The organism is Ruegeria sp. O6, assembly GCF_056535045.1.
The window spans coordinates 266582-286543 of sequence record NZ_JBQERM010000002.1; the positions used below are offsets into that span (position 1 = coordinate 266582).

15 protein-coding genes are annotated in these 19962 nt (G+C 58.4%); 4 read left to right on the forward strand and 11 right to left on the reverse strand.

The annotated features are described in order from the left end of the window. Nucleotides 1–5 precede the first annotated feature (5 nt). The 6 genes from ACR0DY_RS04695 to ACR0DY_RS04720 are packed head-to-tail and all read right to left on the reverse strand — an operon-like array spanning nt 6 to nt 6012. A complete protein-coding gene (locus tag ACR0DY_RS04695) occupies nt 6–761 on the reverse strand; it encodes a polysaccharide deacetylase family protein (protein ID WP_480546272.1) in 756 nt (251 codons plus the stop codon). Continuing rightward, entirely contained in the window at nt 758–1900 is a 1143-nt protein-coding gene (locus ACR0DY_RS04700; protein WP_480488314.1) for a glycosyltransferase family protein, read from the reverse strand. The genes ACR0DY_RS04695 and ACR0DY_RS04700 overlap by 4 nt, the downstream gene beginning before the upstream one ends. Continuing rightward, a complete protein-coding gene (locus ACR0DY_RS04705) occupies nt 1897–2481 on the reverse strand; it encodes a histidine phosphatase family protein (protein ID WP_480546274.1) in 585 nt (194 codons plus the stop codon). Before ACR0DY_RS04705 ends, ACR0DY_RS04700 begins: the two co-directional genes overlap by 4 nt. Continuing rightward, the gene (locus ACR0DY_RS04710) at nt 2478–3554 is read right to left on the reverse strand and encodes a glycosyltransferase family 4 protein (RefSeq protein WP_480484053.1); all 1077 of its coding nucleotides are present in this window, start codon (nt 3552–3554) and stop codon (nt 2478–2480) included. The genes ACR0DY_RS04705 and ACR0DY_RS04710 overlap by 4 nt, the downstream gene beginning before the upstream one ends. Further along, a complete protein-coding gene (locus ACR0DY_RS04715; protein ID WP_480546276.1) occupies nt 3554–4801 on the reverse strand; it encodes a glycosyltransferase family 4 protein in 1248 nt (415 codons plus the stop codon). The genes ACR0DY_RS04710 and ACR0DY_RS04715 overlap by 1 nt, the downstream gene beginning before the upstream one ends. Next, the gene (locus ACR0DY_RS04720; RefSeq protein WP_480507114.1) at nt 4798–6012 is read right to left on the reverse strand and encodes a glycosyltransferase family protein; all 1215 of its coding nucleotides are present in this window, start codon (nt 6010–6012) and stop codon (nt 4798–4800) included. The genes ACR0DY_RS04715 and ACR0DY_RS04720 overlap by 4 nt, the downstream gene beginning before the upstream one ends. Nucleotides 6013–6390: 378 nt before the next feature. Here ACR0DY_RS04720 and ACR0DY_RS04725 point away from each other — a divergent pair, with 378 nt between their 5' ends. Next, entirely contained in the window at nt 6391–8784 is a 2394-nt protein-coding gene (locus ACR0DY_RS04725) for a mechanosensitive ion channel domain-containing protein (protein ID WP_480826781.1), read from the forward strand. Nucleotides 8785–8842: 58 nt separating this feature from the next. Here the strand turns inward: ACR0DY_RS04725 and ACR0DY_RS04730 are convergent, their stop codons facing one another. The 5 genes from ACR0DY_RS04730 to ACR0DY_RS04750 are packed head-to-tail and all read right to left on the reverse strand — an operon-like array spanning nt 8843 to nt 16067. Next, nucleotides 8843–10198 carry a CoA transferase gene (locus tag ACR0DY_RS04730; RefSeq protein ID WP_480484050.1) on the reverse strand — a complete coding sequence of 452 codons (1356 nt, stop codon included), beginning with the start codon at nt 10196–10198 and terminating at the stop codon, nt 8843–8845. Further along, entirely contained in the window at nt 10195–11349 is a 1155-nt protein-coding gene (locus ACR0DY_RS04735; protein WP_480484049.1) for an ABC transporter permease, read from the reverse strand. Before ACR0DY_RS04735 ends, ACR0DY_RS04730 begins: the two co-directional genes overlap by 4 nt. Then, a complete protein-coding gene (locus ACR0DY_RS04740; protein WP_480484048.1) occupies nt 11346–12374 on the reverse strand; it encodes an ABC transporter permease in 1029 nt (342 codons plus the stop codon). The genes ACR0DY_RS04735 and ACR0DY_RS04740 overlap by 4 nt, the downstream gene beginning before the upstream one ends. A 14-nt stretch (nt 12375–12388) precedes the next feature. Further along, entirely contained in the window at nt 12389–14302 is a 1914-nt protein-coding gene (locus ACR0DY_RS04745) for an ABC transporter substrate-binding protein (RefSeq protein WP_480484047.1), read from the reverse strand. Then, nucleotides 14295–16067: an ABC transporter ATP-binding protein gene (locus ACR0DY_RS04750; RefSeq protein ID WP_480897872.1), complete on the reverse strand. Its 1773-nt coding sequence runs from the start codon at nt 16065–16067 to the stop codon at nt 14295–14297. Before ACR0DY_RS04750 ends, ACR0DY_RS04745 begins: the two co-directional genes overlap by 8 nt. A 233-nt stretch (nt 16068–16300) precedes the next feature. Here ACR0DY_RS04750 and ACR0DY_RS04755 point away from each other — a divergent pair, with 233 nt between their 5' ends. From ACR0DY_RS04755 to ACR0DY_RS04765, 3 genes are all read left to right on the forward strand, one after another. Further along, the gene (locus ACR0DY_RS04755; RefSeq protein WP_480897874.1) at nt 16301–16798 is read left to right on the forward strand and encodes a class I SAM-dependent methyltransferase; all 498 of its coding nucleotides are present in this window, start codon (nt 16301–16303) and stop codon (nt 16796–16798) included. Between the two features lie 19 nt (nt 16799–16817). Beyond that, complete coding sequence (locus tag ACR0DY_RS04760; RefSeq protein WP_480897876.1) at nt 16818–17447, forward strand: glutathione S-transferase family protein; 630 nt, start codon at nt 16818–16820, stop codon at nt 17445–17447. Nucleotides 17448–17557: 110 nt separating this feature from the next. Continuing rightward, nucleotides 17558–19960 (forward strand): GcvT family protein, encoded by a 2403-nt coding sequence (locus ACR0DY_RS04765; protein WP_480897878.1) that lies wholly within the window; start codon nt 17558–17560, stop codon nt 19958–19960. Nucleotides 19961–19962: the final 2 nt, after the last annotated feature.

Here is a 19962-nt window from a genome sequence, read left to right on the forward strand (position 1 = left end):
TGTCCTTATTCGTTCTTCGGTGCGACCCAGAGTGTGGCAGGACCGTCCAGCAGATGTTTCAACAACGCCTCGGTAAAGGCCCAGATGTCCTGATCATGGACCAGGTGATGGGTCAATACTCCAAACGGCTCGGCGTTGTCTGCGCGGCCTTCGCGCCTGTCCCGCAGGAGGTTAACTGTCTGAGCGATCAGGTGGTCCGGAGAGATCAGACCGCGTGAACCCCGCCAGCCAATCGGGTCAAGATGTGTGTTGACCTGCTCAAGCCCCGCAGCCGCCATTTTCGTTCTGCGGGGCGTTGCCGTAGAAAGAATGCGGTATCCCAGTGACGGAAGATGTTCGATGACTTCTGGTGCAATGCGGTTCCACGGAGGGACAAACATCGGCCGCACGGTTTTGCCGAACAAGGCGTCAAGGCGTGACAGTCCTGCCGCGGCATCGGCAACAACCTCGTCCAACGGACGGTTGAGGCGAAACTCGGCTTTCTTCTCACTGGCGGGCGCATGGTTCTTGTGGGACCACCCGTGGACCACAGGGATGAGAGTTTCGCCGCGCGTAACATAGTCGGCCAGCGCAGGGGTTGCCGCGTGGGGAATGACGGCCAGATGTACCGGCAGGCCCAACTGCGCGGCCAGATCGGACAGCCGGTCCAACTGTGGTGTCAGGTCGATCGCGTCATCGTCTCGCCACCACAGCGGCAACGTCAGGCTCGCTGCATGCCAATGGGTCAGTTCGATCTCAAGTGGGTACCAATCCGGGTTCATGTACGCCATTCCAGCAGGTGTTTTGCGATCTCTACGGTTTGGGCCGCGCCATCAAATCCGAAATCTTGCTGTGCGCGGGGTCCATCTGAAATGACGCGTTCTACGGCCTGCGCCATCGCTTGCCCGCTCAGGGTTCGGCTGAGAAGCACCTCGATGGCTGGCAAACTCGAAAGGCTTTGCCCTCGCAGCCCCTGTTCAACCTCTTTGCCATCATCGAATGGGACAAAAACAGCGGGTGTTCCGCTTTGCAGAATATCCATGGCGGTGTTGTAGCCGCACATGCTGACCGATGCAGCCGCATGGGGCAGCATCTGGCGAAAATCCGGGCGCACGGGTTCCAGAATTGCCGAGGTTCCATCAGCCATTTGGGACAGCTCGGCTATTCTCGCCTTGGCATCCGTCCCGCCGACCAGCAGGCGCCAGCACCTGTTGGGCATCTGGCGGGCGGCCTCGATGGCCGCGCGAAAGATCGGTTGCCCCACAGAACCGCCGCCGGCACTGACAAGGATTTCGCCCTGCCCAACGGCATCAGGATGCGGTTGAGGCAGTTCCGGCGCAACAAAGCCGGTATAATGCAACCGTTCCGCCAATCGGTCAGACACCGGCCAACTGACCGAAAGCGGTGTGACACTTTCGGTCGAGTGAACAAGAATGCCGTCAAAAAAGCGGGTGACGATATCTTCTGTCCGCTGGGCCTTGGCAGGTTTGGAAGGCGGGGCCAGAATATCCCGGATCGATCCCAGGATGATCGGAGGCCGAGGCAGGACCCGTGCCGCATTCAGGGCCGCGTCGAACTCCGCTGCCAGCGACCGGCGACCAAAGGGGTAAAGCTCGGTTACCAGGATTTGCGGCTGAAAGCTGTTTACCGCCTGCACCATGGCTGTCACACGCGCGCGCTGATAATCCGCGTCAGCCTCGACGCCGCTTTCAGTCAGAAGCCGGGTGAAATTGGTTCCATCTGATCTGAGTGGCGGCAAACCGAACAGGGTTAGCCCGCTGCTGTCCAGTTGAGGCGCAGGCATCCCGCCCGAGACGACCATGACTTGGTGGCCGTCATCCCGGAACGCCCGGCCCAACGTCAGGGCCCGGCTTAGATGCCCTGTTCCCAAAAGGTGCGTGACAACGATCATCACCTTCATGGCATCGGCCCATGTTTGATCAGGCGAACGGGGTCCGGGTCTGCGGTCATTGTGTCCATATCAACGATATACAGCCGATTGCGCTTGATCTTGAAGGGGGCGGGACTATCAAAATCCCAACCCCACGCCTGGGCGAGAATGACCCGCATGATGCCAATATGGCAGACCGCGACTGTATCCTGTCGCAGTCCGGACACCCAGGGGCGCAGCCTGGTCCAAACCTCGGCAGGGCTTTCACCGTGAGGCGGGCGAAATTCCCAGCTCCAGTCTTCGATATGGCGATACCCGCTGGTTTCATCGGCGATCAGGTCGACACCTCGAAGCCCCTCCCAGTCGCCCCAATTCATTTCAATCAGCGCGTCCGAGGTTTTCGTTGCGCGCCCAGACACGATCCGCGCCGTTTCACTGGCGCGCAGCAACGGGCTGGACCAGATATCAGCGGCGGCCCATGGGTCAGGCAAGCGATACCCGGCCAGTTCAGACCGCGCGTCGTCATCCAGTGGAATATCACTGCGCCCCTGAATGCGCCCTGCGCGGTTCCAGTGGGTATGCCCGTGGCGAAGCAGTGCAAGACGGGTCATGATACATCCTTCAACAAGGGCCGTAGATGCGCCCACAATCGCTCGGTCGCCTGAGGCATAAGATGACGCCGGGCCACATAGCTGCGCGCATTCGCCCCAAGCGCGTGGCGCTGCGCAGTATCCTCCAACAGGTTTTGCATGTGATCGGCAAGCCCTCTGGCCCCAGCATCAACCGATGGGTAAACCGCAGGTGCCAGCACATCCCGAACGCCGGGGCGGTCCTGTGCGATCACGGGCAGGCCTGTCGCCTGCGCCTCGAGATAGACCATCCCATAGGCTTCGTTCACGCCGGGCCAGACAAGCAGGGATGCGTGTTGGTAGATTTTCTGTAAGTCCGCCCGGTCGAGCTGGCCCAGAAAGTGCACCCGGCTTCCGAACGGCACCATCAACGCTTCAACATCCGGCCGCGCCGGTCCGTCCCCCGCGATGTTCAGGTTCCAGTCACATGTCAGGTGCGAAAGGGCTTCGGCCAAAATCCGGTAGGACGCCAGCTTGTCCCCATGCCGCATCATTCCGACAGTAAGCATGGGGCCGTCCCCGGCCGTAGCCACAGGCAACACGGTTTCAAGCAGAAATGGCGGCAATTCAACCAGTGCCTGCTTGCCAAAACGGTCCCGTTCCAACGTAATCAGGTCATTGGCAGTGTGGTAGAAAATGATATCCGCTGCATCACACGCCTGATGCGCCGCTTGGGCGAAATCGGCCCACGGTCCGTTCAGCCTGCTTGATGCGCGCGTGCTTTCCAATTGCACATACGGAATGCCGCGCGCCTGGCAGATCTTGGGGCCCAGCAGGTCGGGTGCTTTGTAGTAATTGTGATAAGTCACCCAAAGATCAGTATCAAAGGGCAACTCGGCGTTCAGCCGCTGTGCTTCAATCTCAGCCGCGCGAACAAGGGTTCGCTGTAGGTCCCGGTCCCCGTTCTTGTCATAGATGCGTAGGTCCGAGGCCAGTTCGACCTTATCCCCTTGCGCCGCCAAGGCGAGCATCAGGTTTCGCGCCATTTCGCGGTCGCCCGAGGGTTTCTGGCTGCCGGGGGATTTCATTGGCGCATAAAACGCAACCCGCGCCATTACGCGTCTTCCATGCTCAGGGTTTTCAGCCGTGCCGACAGCCGTGCAATACCAGGGTCCATTCGAAAATCTGCAATCAGACGGTCATAGGCTGCACGCGCCATAGTTGCTGCCGTTTCCGGATCAGCGGCCAGAGCTGAAATGGCCGAAGCCAATGCAGCCGGGTCGTCATCAGACAATACGCCATGCGTTCCGGATTGGATGAATTCCGGGATTGCCGAAACCGGTGTCGACAGGATCGGCAATAGCTGGGACGCGGCCTCCATCAACACGTTCGGCAATCCGTCACGATCCCCGTCCGCAGCAATACGGCTGGGCAGGACAAACAGGTCGGCCCTGCGCATGGCTTCGATCACCTCCGGCTGATCGCAGGCCCCCCTCCAGGTGATGCGGTTCGAGATACCAGCAGCGCGCGCCTGTGTGTGCAGAGTGTCCCCAAGACCCCCGCCGCCAATGTGGGTCCAATGCCAGTTCAGGTTTTCCGGCAGCAGTGTGAAGGCCGCAATAAGACGGTCAAAGCCCTTCTTTTCAACCAGTCGTCCAACGGAAATCATGTGAAACGGATCGCCAGCGGCGCGTATCCTGCGTTTTGGCGGTTCGGGGAAGCGCGACAGGTCCAGACCGTGATAGATAAGCTCCACGCGGTTGGGGTCATCAGCGAGGCTGCGCAGGTGTTCCGCGCCGATTGCCGTGCAGGTGGCCCCGAAAGCGGCCCCATACGTTGCGGCCTGCAGCTTTTCACGCTTTTCCCAATCCGGTGAGGTCCAGATATCCTTGGCATGGGCGGAAAAGCTCCATGGCAGACCGCGCATGATGGCCGCATATCGGGCGACCGACGAGGGAGTGTGCATGAAATGGGCATAGAGCCCCTGCGTCTGGGCGGGTAACTCGGCGGCCAGAACACATGCTTGCCCGAACCGGCGGATGCGGTTCGGCGTCGGGTCGCGGCGCAGGTCGTGCCGCCAGATCTTGTAGGCTTCGGCATAGCCGGGCAGGACTTGGGCGGCAGCGCGGGCCGCCCACACCCGCTGTGGCTCTTCATGCAGGTATTCTGGCAGATAGCGAACCTGCCCCGAGAAACGGTCGTGCAAAGGGTGACGTTTGGTGTCGGTTGGATGGCGCAGAGACCAGATGTCAAATCGGTGTCCGGCTTCCTGCAAGGCAACAAGTTCCTGCGCGATAAATGTTTCGGACAGTCGCGGCCAGCCTTTGACCACAACCGCCAGATTGGGAGCGGCCGAGTTCATCCAGTGGCTCGTTTCTGTTCCCGTGTCAGCAGGCTGTCAATGCGGTCGGTGACATAGTCCAAACCATCCAGCAATCCGCTTTGGATGGCCTGCGACGGCACAGATTGGTGCGGCAGGTTGCGGATGGCACGGATCATTGCGTCGGGTGTCAGGCTGTCGCGTTGTTCGTCCAGCATCTTGACCAGCCCCAGCTCTTCTGCGCGTGAGGCCCGTATCCACTGTTCCAGACGGGGTGTGGTGCGTGGAACGATGACGGCCCGTTTGTCGAAGGACAGGACCTCGCAAAACGTGTTGTAGCCGCCCATGCAGACCACGCCTTCGGCCCCGGCAAACAGCGTTTCGATCTGCGATTCAAATCCAACCGCGGTTACACGACCATTCAATGCGGCAACCCGTGCTTCGAATTCATTCCTCAATTCACCCGACAGGAATGGGCCATAGACCAGCACGGCACGCGGCGACAGGTCTGGGTCTTTCTCGTAGGCGGACAAGACGAGGTTGACCAACGCCTTGCCATCGCCCCCGCCGCCGGGTGTGATCAGGATATAGGGTTGCTGAGGCGGTTCCCCGACCGGGCCGAGATCTCGGCGCAGATATCCCGTCCAGTGAATGCGGGATCGCGCTGACGCGCTTAGCGGCAAGCCTTGCGTCGGGTCATAGATCGACTGTGATCCATAAACCCAAATCTCATGATAGAACCGCTCGGTCGCTTCGATGGCTTCTTTGCGCGCCCACTCGGCAGCCAGTACTTCGGGTTCGTCCAGCACATCACGCAGACCCAGAACCAGTTTCGTTCCGCAATGGCGTTCAAGGTATTTCAGTGTCGGCACCAGCTCACCCCGGAACCCTGTCGGTTCCTTGTCGACGACCAACACATCGGGGTCGAATTGCTGAACCGCAGTCTGGATCAATCCCGCGCGCAATTCGGTTACTTCGTCGATCCCCATTCCGATTGTACGCGCGGCATACGATCCGTCCGCGCGCTTGGTCACACCGGGCAGGCGCACATGGTCAACGCGGCGGGGAAAGGTAAAACGGCCTGCCACGGGCGAACCTGTCAGGATCAGCGCCGAGGCGCTTGGGTCCGCCTGCGTGATTGCCGCAGCCAAGGCGCGGGACCGGCGCAAATGCCCCAGACCGAACGTGTCGTGGCTGTAAAACAGGATACGCGGCGCGCGGTCCGGTTTAGAATTGGTTGTGCCAAGGCTCATAGTGTTGCCCGTCTTCTTGATCCCAGAGCGAAATCCGCGCGTTCGCAAGCGTTACTGTATATTTCAATCCCACGCTTGCCAAAGGCGGATTTGCGCACTTGCAAATGTTTCAAGCATTGCGATTTGGCAACAGCGTATTGACTGTTTCGCGACATATCGCACCACCGCCAGACAAGATCGCCTAATGAGAACGATGAAGACAATCGAGGCCGACCAGAAACCTTTGCTTGGTCATATTCAATTATTGAAAGATTGAAAACACCTGCGCTCATCAGAGTGCGCCAAGAACACGTCCTAACACGATATCGAGACGGTTTGATGCGAGTGTTTGAACTGCCTGAAATGCTTCTGTAATCTGACCAACATCAGGAAAACTGGATGCAAGACCCGATGAAAAATGATTTTCTGGCCGTATTGTTCTTTGCGTTGTGGGCCATTGTTCTGGGCGTTCCTAATGGTGCATTGGCGCAGTCATCCTTGATTCCCGGATATCCTTCAGGGTCGGGCAGTTCGTCCGAGGCCGACAAGGAAAGTGATCTGGCCGCTGCAATCCGCGCGGCCAGCGATGCGGGCGCAAGTGTCATTGTCATCGACAGTGCCGGTCAGGTTGTGACAACGGCAGGCGGAAAGGATGCAGGTTCGGAGGGCGCAGACAGCGATTCGAGCAACCCGATGGGTGACGGTTCGCAGCTGATGAAGGCGCAAGAGCGGTTCTCGAAATTCCGCGAGTCGATGAATTCCCGTCTCGAGGCGCTGCCCTATTCTATTTTTGAAGTACAGTACATCCTGCGCCAGACCAGCCCAGATGGCCGTATCCAGACCTATGTCGAGGTGTTAGGCTGGAATATCCTGTTCCTGTTACTTGGGCGGTGGCTGTCGATCGAGATTTACGGGAAACGGTTCGCGCGCCGCTGGGTGGTGGCGCGGATCAAGGACGAACCACAGGGCTATCGGGAAAAGATGCCGTTCCTGCTGTTCCGGTTCCTGATGGGGATCGGTGCTACGGTCTTTGCAATGATCATGGCTTTGATCGTCGGATATCTGATCTTTGGCGAGGCCGAGGATATCTCGGTCCAGTTCACGATCACCGCCATCTTTACGGCTTTTTTCCTGTCGCGCACGGTGTCGGACCTGTGGCGCATGGTCCTGTCGCCTTATCTGAGCCAATATCGATTACCGCCCTTTTCGGACAAGAATGCGCGCAGGCTGTACATCTGGGCGTCCGTGCTGGCGACCTATGATATTTCGGTCGTCCTGTTTTCCACCTGGGTCGCTGATTTTGGACTGAATTACAACGTCTACGCCATGGTGTATGGCAGTCTGACGATGCTGGGCGCGCTGGGCAATATACTGATGATCCTGTTCAACGCCCGTGCCATCTCGAACGCGATCCGGGGCGGGCGGGCATCCGATCAGGTGTCATGGCTGCTGCGGTTTGTGTCTTTTGGCTGGGCACCGGCATTGATCATCTATGTCGTTTTCAGCTGGTTCCGTCTGGCTGTTGATCTTGCGCTGGAGCATCCGACACCGCTGCCGCTGATTGCAAGCAGCTATCTGATCTTCATGTCCGTGGTCGTAGCCTATGGTGCAATGAACTATCTGCTGGAGCGATATTTCGACCGCTCGCGCATGATTAGCGAAATAAACGAGGAAGCTGCCGCAGCGGATGAAGGCGTCGGGACGGCGGATATACCCGAGGCTGAACAGCCGAAGCAGCATCTTCTGACTTATGAAGACCTGGCCCGCCGGGTAGCCGGAATTCTGGCTTTCGTGCTCGGGGCTTATGCGCTTGTCGTGATATGGTACCCGAACGCGGACTGGAGCGAGGATCTGCCGGTAGAACGTGCGCTGGATGTGATGGTCGTCCTGTTTATCGGGTACATCCTGTTTCATTTCTTTCGGATCTGGATCGACAGCAAGATCGCTGAAGAATCCGACGATGGCACCGAGGTTGAACTGGGCGACGAAGGCGGGGAAGGCGGGCAAAGCCGTCTGGCAACGTTGTTGCCACTTTTCCGGGGCGCAATTCTGGCTGTTGTCGTGGTCACGATCGTACTAATTGTCCTGATGGAACTGGGTATCAATGTCAGCCCGTTGTTTGCGGGTGCCGGTGTGGTTGGTCTGGCCGTGGGTTTCGGGTCGCAAACGCTGGTGCGCGACATTTTTTCCGGCGCATTCTTCCTGCTGGATGATGCGTTCCGGAAAGGGGAATATATCGACATTGGGGATGTGAAAGGGACGGTCGAGAAAATCTCGGTCAGGTCCATGCAACTGCGTCACCATCTGGGTGCGCTGAACACCATTCCCTTTGGCGAGATCAAAGTGCTGACCAACTATTCGCGCGATTGGGTGATCATGAAGCTGCCGCTGCGCGTGACCTATGACACCGATGTCGAGAAGGTTCGTAAATTGATCAAGAAACTGGGTCAGGAGTTGTTGGCCGATCCCGTAATCGGAGACAATTTCATCCAACCGCTGAAGTCACAGGGCGTGATCGAGATGCAGGATTCAGCGATGATCATCCGGGTCAAGTTCATGACGAAACCCGGCGACCAGTGGCTGGTTCGCAAAAAGGTCTATCAGGACATTCGCGAGCTGTTCGCGCGAGAGGGGATCAAGTTTGCGCATCGCGAGGTCACTGTAAGATTGGCAGATGGCAAAGAGGCGGAAGACCTGACGCAAAAACAGCGTGAGGCCGTGACAGGGGCTGTTCAGGCCGCAATTGACGAGGACTATCTGGACGATATCGGGCCGGATGGCGACGACCGGTAGAGAGTCCCGCCGCCGCCTTGTGTTGAGTCTCGGATGAGGTGCCCCCGAAAGCGTGAGGTCAGTTGGAAACGAAGGGCCAGACCGGGTCAGATGTGCCCAGTTTCGACGCCGGTAAATCCCATTGCAGCACAGTTTCACCGAGACTGAGGGCTGATCTGAGGCGGTGCCCTGGTCCCCAGCCCGAAACCTCTGTCGCAGGGGAGTAATCCGTGGGCGTCGGAATAATGGTCTCTGCCTCGACGTCGTCTTTGCCGAGAACCGCCAAAAGCTCGGCGGTGCGGGCAAGGGACAGATGCGCATGCATGATGGAATTGCCCGACGCGGCCTCGGCCAATGCGGAAAGGACGGCGGCTGCCATCAGGTAGCCGGTTGCGTGGTCCAAAGCCTGAACCGGCAATGGCGTCGGTTTGTCGGCGTCAGCCCACTCCATGCCCGCATGCGCAATTCCCGCGCTCATCTGGACAAGACTGTCAAACCCGCGCCGGGTCGACCAGGGGCCTTGCCAGCCATAGGCATTCAGCGTCACCTCGACCCTGTTCGGTGCCAGTTCATCGCGCTTGGCGCGGGTCAGGCCAAGTGCGTCCAAAGCGCCGGGCCGGTACCCATGAACGAATACATCCGCTTGGGGCAGAAGTTCTTGCAGCCTTTCCATGTCGTTGGTCGATTTCAGATCGAGATAAGCACAGTGTTTGCCTAGTGAAATGTCAGGGATCACGCCGGGTTCGTCCCAACCGGGCGGATCGATCCGCAAAACCTCGGCCCCGAAACCGGCCAATGTGCGTGTCGATACCGGACCTGCCAGAACGCGCGTCAGGTCAAGAACCCGCAACCCGGCAAGAGGTCTTGCAGGGGTTGCCTGCGGCCTCTCGCGTAGCTTGACGTACCGGGGGCCTTGCCAACCAATCAACGGATCGCGCGATACAGCGCGGCCCTGCGGATGTTCAAGCCACTCGGTCCGGCTGCGCATGGCAGCGGCCACACCGCCTTCGGCCACAATATCGGTTTCCAAATCGGATATGGCCCGGGTTCTGACGGCTTTTGTCACAGCTTCACGCTCTGGCGGGGTGCCAAGAACCTTCATCGCTGCCGCGCGATGGCGCGGCAGGTTGGTGTGCAGCCTGATCCAGCCATCTGACGCCCTGTAATCCCCCGCGACCGAATCCCACAGGTTTGGCATTTCCCAGCCGTCGGGCTTGAAGGAATAGCCGAACCACAACGATGCCAGCCGATGGTCGACGGCGATCTCGGGGGCTTTCTGGGTCAGGTTCAGCGCCTGCAAAAGCCGGGCCATTTCCTGCCCAACGGCTGCAAAGCTGGCCGTCGCCAGTTCGGAAACGGCAAAAGCACTTGGCAGAGCGCCAGTGCCGATCCTGCGATATCGGTCGGCGGCGGGAAGGGTGGCAAGAAGGCTCATTGCTGATACGGGTCCAGACTGTCGCGCAATCCGTCACCTAGAAAGTTAAAGGCCAGTACGATCACGATAATCGGCAGCATCGGGATTGCCGTCCAGGGGTAGATCTCGATCGATGCGAGGTTCTGCGCGTCATTCAGCATCACACCCCAACTGACCGCTGGTGCACGAAGGCCCAGGCCAAGAAAGCTCAGCGCGGTTTCCCCAAGGATCATTGCCGGGATCGACAGGGTGGCTGATGCAATCAAATGAGACATGAAATTCGGCAACAAGTGCTTACGGATCACCCGGCCCGAGCTTGCGCCCATCATTTCTGCGGCGCGTACGTATTCTTCCTCGCGCAGTGACAGGAACTTGGCACGGACCGAACGCGCCAGCCCGGGCCAGTCGAGGATGCCGAGGATGATCGAAATGATGAAGAATACGGCAACCGGGCTCCAGTTCGATGGCACGGCGGCAGACAGTGCCAGCCACAGCGGCAGTTCCGGCAGTGAACGCAGGATTTCGATGACCCGGTTGATGACCCAGTCAATGCGCCCCCCGAAATAACCCGCCATCGAACCGAACAGGATACCCAGAAAGAATGACACCGAAATACCGATCAGCCCCACGGTCAGCGACAGCTGCGCCCCATAGAGGATGCGGCTGAAGATATCGCGACCCAGCCTGTCGGACCCCCAGAGGAACAAGGTGGCACCATCCGGCGCGCAGAAAAGATGCCTGTCTGTCTTGATAAGACCCGCAAGTCGATATTCGGACCCTTCACAGAAGAACCGGATCGGGCGCGGGTCGTCAGTGTCAGGGACGAACTTCCACTGGAAGGTTTCCAGATCCGCCTCGGCGACGATTGGAAAAACATGAGGGCCAATAAAGGCGCCTTCGTAAAACCAGTTCACAGATTGCGGTGGCGCATACAGATGCTCTCCGTTCCGGTCATTCGGGCCATACGGCGCGATGAAACCGGCAAATGGGAGCATCAGGTAGCACATTAGCAGGAAAATGCCCGAGATCAGACCCAGCTTATGCGTGCGGAACTTGCGCCAGACCAACACCCAGTTGGGGGCATCCAGATCGGCGCGTTCCAGTTGCTGTATCGACGCCTGCGGATCAAACGGCGCGTCATCGACGTAGCGGTTGTCAGGAGTATCGGTCATGCTTCGCGCCCCTCATATCGTATGCGGGGATCCAGCATCACCAGCAGAATATCCGAGATCATCGTGCCGATAAGCGTCAGCAGCGCGACAAACATCAGGATAAACGCGGACAGGAATTGGTCCTGCGTTTTCAGTGCTGTCAGCAAAGTCGGCCCGATGGTTTGCAAGCCCAGAACGACTGACACCAGAACCGATCCCGACACCATAGATGGCAGAAGGTTACCGATATCCGCAACGAACGGGTTGAATGCCACGCGCAACGGATATTTCGCCAGCATCCGCGATGGGGCCATACCCTTGGCAATGGCTGTTTCCACATAAGGCTTACCCAGTTCATCGAGCATATTTGCCCGCAGGCGCTGCATCATAGCCGATGCGCCCGAGGTTCCGATAACAAAAGTCGGAACGATCAGGTGGATGAGAATGGATTTCATCTTGTCCCAACTCAGCGGCTGACCTTCGAATTGCGGGTCCATCAGGCCGCCGATAGGCAGGTTGAAATACCGATGCCCGTAGTAGAACAGGATCAGGGCCAGCAGGAAGTTTGGGGTCGCCAACCCCAGATAACCCACAAAGGCCGAGGTATAATCAATCCATGTCCGTGATCGCGCCGCTGCAATAACACCTAATGGAAGGGCAACGGCATATACAAACAGGATGGCGGCCAGATTGACGACGACCGTCAGCCAAAGCGTGTCGCCCACAATTTCAGATACAGGCCGGTCAAATTCAAATGACCAGCCGTAATTGCCTTGGATCAGACCGGAAAATCCGTGCGGTCCCGGCCAGAAGCCCACCCAGATCAGGTACTGTTCCCACATGGGGCGATCCAGAGCGTACTCGGCGCGCAGAAACTCGGCCTTGGCGACACCTGCTGACTGGCCCGAAGCCTGAAGTTCGGCAATCTGGTTGCTCAGGTAATCACCGGGCGGCAGGTTGATGATTATGAAAATCAAGACCGAGACTACCAACAATGTCAGCAGCATCGTGAAAAAGCGATACACCGCATAGCGCAGCATGACCATTTAGCTGCTCCTGCTTAGTCGGCGAAAAAGAACTCGTCCGGGCGGTGAACGCCGAAATGCGCACCGGGCTCCCATGCCCACATGGCCTGTTCCGGCACATTGCGCAGACGGTTCGACACGACAATCGGTTGGGGTGCTCCGTTCAGGATACCGATGGCAAAAAGCTGGTCGGCGTGGATTCTCAGCATCTCAGTCCAGACTTCCTTGCGTTCGTCATCGGTAGTTGCGACCTCCCAGTCATGGGCCAGTTGCATCAGGCGTTCTGCCTCGGGCATGTCGGGGGCTTCCCCGGCTTCACCACCTGTCTGATAAAACTGGCCCCATTTTGGCCAGGCCAGGAAGACCTGATCGGTCGGTGCCAGGTACGCCGGGGACGTGTGCGCCTGCGGGATACCGTCATCCCATCCATACCAGACCGATGCCATCGAGTTACCTGCAAACACCCGGTTGCGAAGGATATCGCGATCCAATGGGCGCATGACCAGCTTGACCCCGATCTCGCGCCAGGTGTCAGTAACGATCTGAAGGGCGTTTTCAACCTCTTGCCGCTCGCCAGCGGTTTCGATCACCAGCTCCATAGGGCGCCCGTCCGGTAGCAGGCGAATACCGTTCTTGTCGCGCTTGGTCAGGCCGACCTCATCCAACAACGCATTGGCCTGGCCGACATCGTAACCGGCCCATGCGGTGGCATTCTTCTCATCATAAAAGGGCGAGGCCGGCAGAACCGACATTGCGCCGGGATGCGCTAGCTTGAAATACAAAGCCTGGTTGATTGTCTCGCGGTCGATGGCAAGGGACAGGGCGCGCCGTACACGGACGTCACGCAGCACATCGCGCCAGACGTCATCCTCGAAATTGAGGTTCGGATAGATCGCGATTTGCGATGCAACGCCGGTTTTCCACAGCAATGTCTTGTAGCCGCCTTGCGCTTCGCCTTTTTTCAGGATCGAAGCGTCGCGGAAATCCAGACCCCGGCCTTGCAGGTCGCTTTCCCCTGCATTGGTTTTGGCGGCAACCAGACCGGGGGCAACGATCTCCATCTCGACCACATCGATATAGGGCAGCTGAACCCCTTTGCTGTCGATACGGTGGTAATAGGGGTTACGTACGAAATTGTGGCGGATTTTCTTGCCGGAACTTGCGTTCAGCCAAGGTTGCAACGTGGGCAATTCGTGATTGTCGAACTTGTACAGGTTGTCGAGCTTGTTGTGCAGCGCGGCCCAGCTTTTGACGCGGGCATCGTCGACCAGAAAGGCAAGTTCCTCGGGGTCGGCATATTTCTCGTGATATCGTTTCAGGAACGCTGCGGGACGATAGATAAAGGGCGGTCTTGCCTGAGCCAGCGATTGTAGAAAACCCGGGTTAGGGTCCTCCCATTCGAAAATCACTGTGGTTTCATCCGGGAAGGTAACGGTGGGTGATTTGCCTTCGACTATCAGAAAATCCGGCGGGCCTGACGGGCTGAGCAATTTGTTGTTGGCAACGTCTTCCCACCAATAGCGGAAATCTTCCGACGTAAACGGAGAACCGTCTGACCATTTGTGCCCTTCGCGCAGTTTCAGGGTGAACTTGCGGCCGTCTTCGTTTTCAAACGACGCCAGCAAATCGGGGATAATCTCATAGTTCTGGTCAAAACCGACCAGCCGGGCATAGCCATAGACAACCATCTGGCGGATATCTTTGGACCGCGTGATCATGGTGCGCAGGGTGCCGCCCTGTTTGCCGAACTCGCGACCCTTTGCTGCCAGATCTACAATCAGCGGGTCCGCTGGCAGGCGCTCCTGAACGGGTGGCAGATTGCCCGCTTCTACTTCCGCGTTCCAGAACGCGCTTTCCTGCGGCGTCGGGATCGTCTCGGCCGTGGCGGGCAGCATCCCGATGAGCGCCAGCGAAGCGGCCAGGATCAGGGGGCGAGTGGTCTTAAACATGGCAACGTACCTTATGGCCCGGTTCCAATTCCACCAATGAGGGTATCACGGTGTCCGAGAAACGAAAGGCTTCATCCCAACTGTCCGGCGCGCCGGCGCCCAAGGAAACCACTTGCAGGTCGATCGGGCGATTGATGTCGGGTTCGGGTTGAGCGGCAATCAGCGCTTTGGTGTAGGGGTGGCGCGGATTGTAGAAAAGAGTTTCGGGTGGTGCTTGCTCGACGATCAGGCCGCGACGCATCACGGCAACTTCGTCGGCGATCCGCGCGACCACAGCCAGATCGTGCGAGATGAACAGATAGGACAGGTTCAGGCTGTCCTGTAGATTTTCCAACAGGGTCAGAATCTGCTCTTGTACCGATACGTCCAGCGCCGAGGTGGGTTCGTCACACACGATGAGCTGCGGGTCGAGCATCATGGCGCGGGCTATCGACAGACGTTGTCGCTGCCCCCCCGAAAAGGCGTGTGGATAGCGTTTCAGCATGTCGGCTGTCAGGCCGACGCGCTGCAACATCTCGGCGGCCTTGTCGCGCTGCTCGGCCGTTGTTCCGATACGGTGAATTTCCAACGGCTCGGTCATCGCGTCCTGAATGCGCATCCGCGGGCTGAGCGAGCTGTAGGGATCCTGAAACACCATCTGCGCATTGCGCTGAAACGCCGTGCGCTGGGCGCGGGTCATGTTGTGCACTGTGATAGGATCGGCATTCGGCACGGTGCGAAACAGGACTTCTCCACCGGGATCGGGCAGTTCCGCACCCAATGCGATCCGCGCGGCTGTTGTTTTACCTGATCCGCTTTCACCGACAATGGCCAGCGTCTTGCCGCGTGCCAAATTCAGATCGACCCCTTTGCACGCATAGATTTCCTTGTCGGCCTGCCACCCTTTGCTGGACCGCATCGTGTAGGTCTTTGAGACGCCCTTCATCTGAAGGATCAGATCGTCGTCCGGCATCGGTATGCCCACAGCAGCCTGATCTGGAATTTCCGGCGCAGCATCAAACAGTTGTTTGGTATATGGATGCGCCGGGGAGGTCAGGATTGGTGCGGCCGGGCCAGCCTCCATGATGCGGCCCTTGTGCATGACCACAACCTGTTCGGCCATGTTGGCAACCACGCCCAGATCATGGGTCACCAGAATAAGCGCCATGCCAGTCTCGCGCTGCAATTCCTTGATCAGCCCCAGAACCTGAGCCTGAGTGGTCACATCCAGCGCGGTGGTTGGCTCGTCCGCGATCAGCAACTCGGGTTTGGATACCATGGCCATCGCAATCATGGCGCGTTGGCGCATTCCGCCCGACAGCTCGAACGGGTAGGAGTCATAGGCGCGCTGCGGATCTGGAAAACCCACGCGCTCGAACTGCGTCAGGACCTTTTTTCGCGCTTCAGACTCGGAAAGCCCACGATGCAGCCACAGGACTTCACTGACCTGATTCCCAATCTTGTGCAGAGGTGACAGTGATCGCATTGGTTCCTGAAAGATCATCGAAACGCGATTGCCACGAATGCCGCGCATTTCCCGTTCGGTGACCGCTGTCAGGTTACATGTGCCCTTGGAATCATTCAAAGTTATCGTGCCGCTGCGTATCTGGGCCGTTCGCGGCAGAATCCGCAAGACGGCCCGGCACGTGATGGTTTTACCCGATCCCGATTCACCGACCAGCGCCAAGGTTTCCCCTGGTTTGACATCAAAGTTCACATCCGCGACCACGGAACTTCCCGCACCAAAGCCGATGCTGAGGTCTCTGACGCACAACAACGCGCTCATGCAGGCTTTCCAACCGTTTGGCCGCTTGGTGACATCGGTCGTTTCAACTCCCCGTGATTTTTTCGCCAGTGTCGCGCGGTTCCGCCTGTCTAGTCAAACCCGTTCTTGGGCTGAAATGTCGCGAAAATGTGAAACTTTGGGCTTCGTCGCTACACAAAGTCTTGAGAATTTGTCATCTAAGGCGGCGTCGGGGGCATCTATGCTTTCGATTGGTATCAAGGAGATATTTACCGGTGTCCAAGAATCAAAGCCGTCTGGACTTGTTTATCGATCGAATGGTGTCACAGCGCGCCTGTCTGGATCACGCGATTGCGCAAACGGCAGGCATGGCAGGTCCGGTGTTTGAACTGGGTCTGGGCAATGGGCGCACCTATCATCATCTTGTGCAGCATATCGATGGACGCCCTGTCTTTGTGTTCGAACGCGCGGTGGCTTCTCACCCCGATTCAACCCCGCCCGAGGATCGGGTGATCTTGGGAGATGTGCGCGAGACGCTGCCAGCGGCGGTCGACAGGTTTGGACCGACGGCAAGCCTGATCCATGCAGACCTTGGAGGGCATAATCGCGAAAAGAACGACATCTTTGCTCGGCTTGTTTCCCCGTTGATAGAGCCCTTGCTGGCACCGGGTGGATTAATGGTATCAAGCGACCGGATGTATTTCGAGCGGCTGGAGGAAATGCCGTTGCCCGATTGTGCCGTCGAAGGGCGCTGTTTCATCTATCGGCGCTGATCAGAGAGAAGGGGCCCGCATGATATTCTACGATTGCTCTACGGCCCCAAACCCGCGCCGTGCCCGCATGTTCATCGCGGAAAAGGGGTTGGACATCGAAACGCACGAAATCTCGATTGCAGAGGGTGCGCAGTTGAGCGCGGAGTTTCGTGCGGTGAACCCCCGGGCCACAATCCCGGTTCTGGTGACGGATGACGGAGCAGTCTTGACCGAAAATCTTGGCATTGCCGCGTATCTTGAAGCGCGTTTCCCCGAACCGCCCTTGATGGGCCGTACCGCTGATGAAAAAGGGTTGGTCTTGATGTGGAACGCAATTGCCGAGCAGCAGGGCGGTGCGCCCATCGCTGAGGCTTTGCGCAACAGCCACCCGGCGTTCAAAGACCGTGCTATTCCCGGCCCTGTTAACCATGCGCAGATCCCTGAGCTGGCGCTACGTGGGCGCGAGCGGGTTGCGTCGTTTTTCGAGCTGCTGGAGGCGCGGCTGATGCAAAGCGCGTATGTCGCTAGCGATGTATTCACTCTGGCGGATATATCCACTTTTGTTTTTGTCGATTTCGCGCGCGTCATAAAGATGCGGATACCGGACGGCAATACGAACACGCAGGTCTGGTTTGAAAGCGTGAAAGCCCGCCCAAGCGCGCAGCTTTAGGTTTGCAAAGCAATAGGTAGAGTTCTCTCATTCCGCACTGTACAGAAATGTCTAGACAGAACTGAACAGTGCTACTAGCGTCTTCCAAGATTCTGTTCAGGGAGGTCGGGATGAAATCCCAATATCGCGTAGTGGTCATTGGAGGGGGCGTCGTTGGTGCCTCGGTTCTGTATCATCTGGCCAAATTCGGCTGGTCGGATGTGGTCATGCTGGAAAGGCGGCGGCTGGCTTCGGGATCGTCTTGGCACGCGGCGGGCGGCATCCATGCCCTGAACGCGGATCCAAATATGGCCTCGTTACAGGCCTACACAATCGACCTGCTGAGTGAGATCGAAAAAGAATCGGGCCAGAATATCGGTTTGCATATGACCGGTGGCCTGACTTTGGCCGGTACGCCTGAACGCTGGGAGTGGTTGCAGGCCAATTACCGCATCTTCCAGTCCATCGGTATTGACGACTGCGAGTTGCTGACCCCGCAAGAGGCACAGAGACGCTGCCCGATCATGTCAACCGACGGTGTTTTGGGCGCGATGTGGGCGGATCGCGAGGGGTATATCGATACAACAGGTACTGTTCAGGCTTATGCTACTGCGGCCAGGAAACGTGGTGCCGAATATTATGAGGAAACCAAGGTCGAGGAATTGATCCAGACGGCGGATGGCTGGCAGGTGGTGACCGATAAGGGCACGATCACCTGTGAACATGTGGTCAACGCGGCCGGGCTCTGGGCCAAGCAGGTTGGGCGCATGGCAGGGGTAGAGCTGCCAGTTTCACCGTTGAAGCACCACTATCTGATCACGGACACGGTGCCCGAAGTGGCGCAGGCGGACTTCGAGATGCCGATGACCGTGGACCTCGAAGGATTCACCTATATGCGGCAGGACCAGAAGGGCGTTCTGGTGGGGATCTACGAGGTCGATCACGAACACTGGGCGATGGATGGCGCGCCGTGGAACTATGGCGAGGAACTGTTTCAGGAACAGCTTGACCGGATCGAGAACGAGCTGACATTGGGCTTTGAGCGGTATCCGTCGATCCAGAACGTGGGCATCAAGACATGGGTCAATGGTGCGTTCACGTTCTCGCCGGATGGTAACCCGCTGGTTGGTCCGGTTCCGGGCAAACGAGGGTATTGGACGGCCTGTGCGGTCATGGCGGGGTTCCTGCAAGGTGGTGGCGTTGGGAAAACACTGGCCGAATGGATGATCCATGGCGAGCCCGAAGCGGATGCCTGGCCGATGGATGTGGCGCGCTATGGGGATTTCGCACAGAACAAGCGGTATATCCGTGAAACCACTGGCCAGTTCTATTCGCGCCGCTTCGTGATGACCTACCCGAACGAACAATTGCCTGCGGGTCGCCCGTTGAAGATGGCTCCGGCGCATGACTCGATGACCGAGGCCGGATGCAAATGGGGTGTCAGCTGGGATCTGGAGGTGCCGCTGTATTTCGCGCTCAAAGGGTTCGAGGAAACGCCAACGCTCAAACGTTCGAACGCGCACGACATCGTGGCCGCTGAATGCAGGACCATCCGTGAGGGCGTGGGCCTGATGGATATCACGGGTTTTTCCCGCTTTGAGGTTTCGGGCCCAAATGCCAAAGCGTGGCTGGATAACGTTATGGCATCGAAACTGCCCGCCCCGGGTCGTGCCAAACTGGCGCCGATGCTGGGCGAGGACGGGCGGCTCAAAGGCGATCTGACCGTGTTGAACTGGGGCGATGGCACCTGGTGGATCATGGGCAGCTATTACCTGCGCGCCTGGCATATGCGATGGTTCAACGATCATATGACGGATGGGGTCACTGTCCGCGACCTGGGAGAGGAGTATTGCGGGTTCGCCGTGGTCGGACCAAAATCGCAGGCGGTGGTCGAAAAATTGGCCGAACAGGATATCTCGGGTCTGAAATTCATGGGCTGCGGTGATTTCGACATCGGTCTCGTCCGTGCCCGCGTGGCTCGTATGTCGGTGACCGGCGAAAAAGGGTATGAAATCAACTGCCGCTATGGCGATCACATCAAGCTGCGCCGCATTTTGCTGGAAGCCGGTGCAGAAGAGGGTATCCGCGAGTGCGGTTTCAATGCGATGCTATCAACCCGGCTTGAGAAAAGCTTTGGCATCTGGTCGGCAGAGTTCACGCAGGCTTACACACCCGGCATGACCGGCATGGATCGCTGGATCGACTGGGACAAGGATTTCATCGGCAAGAAGGCCGCTCTGGCCGAACGGGATGGCAATGGCCCGGTGCAGGTGCAGGTGACACTGGAAATCGATGCGTTGGACGCCGATGCCAGCGGGTATGAGCCGGTCTGGGCCAATGGTGAACGCGTGGGTTTTGTGACCTCAGGCGGTTACGGGCACTATACCGGCAAGTCGTTGGCGATGGCCTTGATTGACCGTGACAAGGTGGACCCGGGTACGGAACTGTCTGTCCATGTGGTGGGTGTGGAATGTCCGGCGCGGGTAATTGCACCGTCGCCTTACGACCCTCAGGGCAAAGCGATGCGGGGCTGATC